This window comes from Deltaproteobacteria bacterium GWA2_45_12 (assembly GCA_001797365.1).
Classification (GTDB): domain Bacteria; phylum UBA10199; class UBA10199; order UBA10199; family UBA10199; genus UBA10199.
This window is the reverse complement of record MGPH01000006.1, coordinates 19,438-20,643: the sequence shown is the minus strand read 5'-3', so window position 1 is coordinate 20,643 and position 1,206 is coordinate 19,438. Positions and strand designations below refer to the sequence as shown.

Annotated in this window: 1 pseudogene (only partly in view); it reads left to right on the top strand. The window is 53.2% G+C overall.

The features are described from left to right. Positions 1 to 1,206, top strand: a pseudogene (locus A2048_02855) (hypothetical protein) (it extends past both window edges: 6,761 nt to the left, 1,024 nt to the right).

The window sequence follows — 1,206 nt, the reverse complement described above, 5'->3', positions numbered from 1 at the left end:
TCAGCTTAATACCGACGGGGATGCCCAAGGCAATGTCTGCGATGCCGATGATGATAACGATGGCGTTGCCGATGGCTCGGATAATTGTCCGGTAAACGCCAACGCCAATCAGACCGATGCCGATGGCGATGGAATGGGCGATGTCTGCGACGGAACCCCCAACCCGACGCCCGCAGATGCCGATAGTGACGGTGTGGCCGATGCCTCTGATAATTGCCCCAGTGTCGCCAACAGCGATCAGGGCAATGTGGATGGGGACTCCATGGGCAATGCCTGCGACCCCGATGATGACAATGATGGAGTTGCTGATGGTAGCGACAATTGCCCGCGCAATGCCAATGCTGCTCAAACAGATACGGATGGCGATGGCGTGGGCGATGTGTGTGACCCTACCCCCAATGGAAGTGGCGGGGGCGCTGGAAATAGTGATGATCTTAGGGCGACCAAACTCCAAGGCATATCCAACCGAGTGAACGGATTTACGGGCAGTAGCTCCCTTGCCCAACCCACGGCTTTGACAGTCTTCCATCGTTCAGGACAGACCTTCATCACCTGGACTGAAAATACCTCCATTACCGGAGAGAGCTATATTGTGTATCAACACAATAGCCCCATTACGGGCAGCAACCTGGCGCAAGCCACACCCCTGGCTATTGTCAAGGAAGGTTCAAGCACGTATCGCACCGAAGTTTCGCGTGGACGCGGGCAAAGTCGTTACATCATTGAAGACAACGGCCCTCAACTTGCCGCTACAACGGGCTTGTTTGTAAATACGGCGGCAGTTTCGGGATCGGCCTATTATGCCGTAGCCACGGTTTCTGGAAGCCAGGCCAACAAGTCGACCTTTAATACAGGGAATGCACTCACCACCGGTGTCAGTGAAACGATGAACGATCCCTTGCCTGTTTTGGTGGGCACGGGTTCAGGCAGTGGTAACACCAGCCGCATTTACACCCAGTTCATGGATTACCATAACTGGAACGAAACCATGCATGGGTATGCCTATAATTATTCGGTGAGCGTTCCATCGGGATACAATCCAAATACGACCGACCCCATGCCCATCACGGTTCATATTGATGGTAAAAATAGTCGGTACATGACGGTGGAACCCTATGTGTATGGAATCTGGGTTTCCATCGATGCCCCCTTTGTTTCCAGTTATGCGGAACAGGATTGGTACTGGGGATATAGCTGCAACCATGA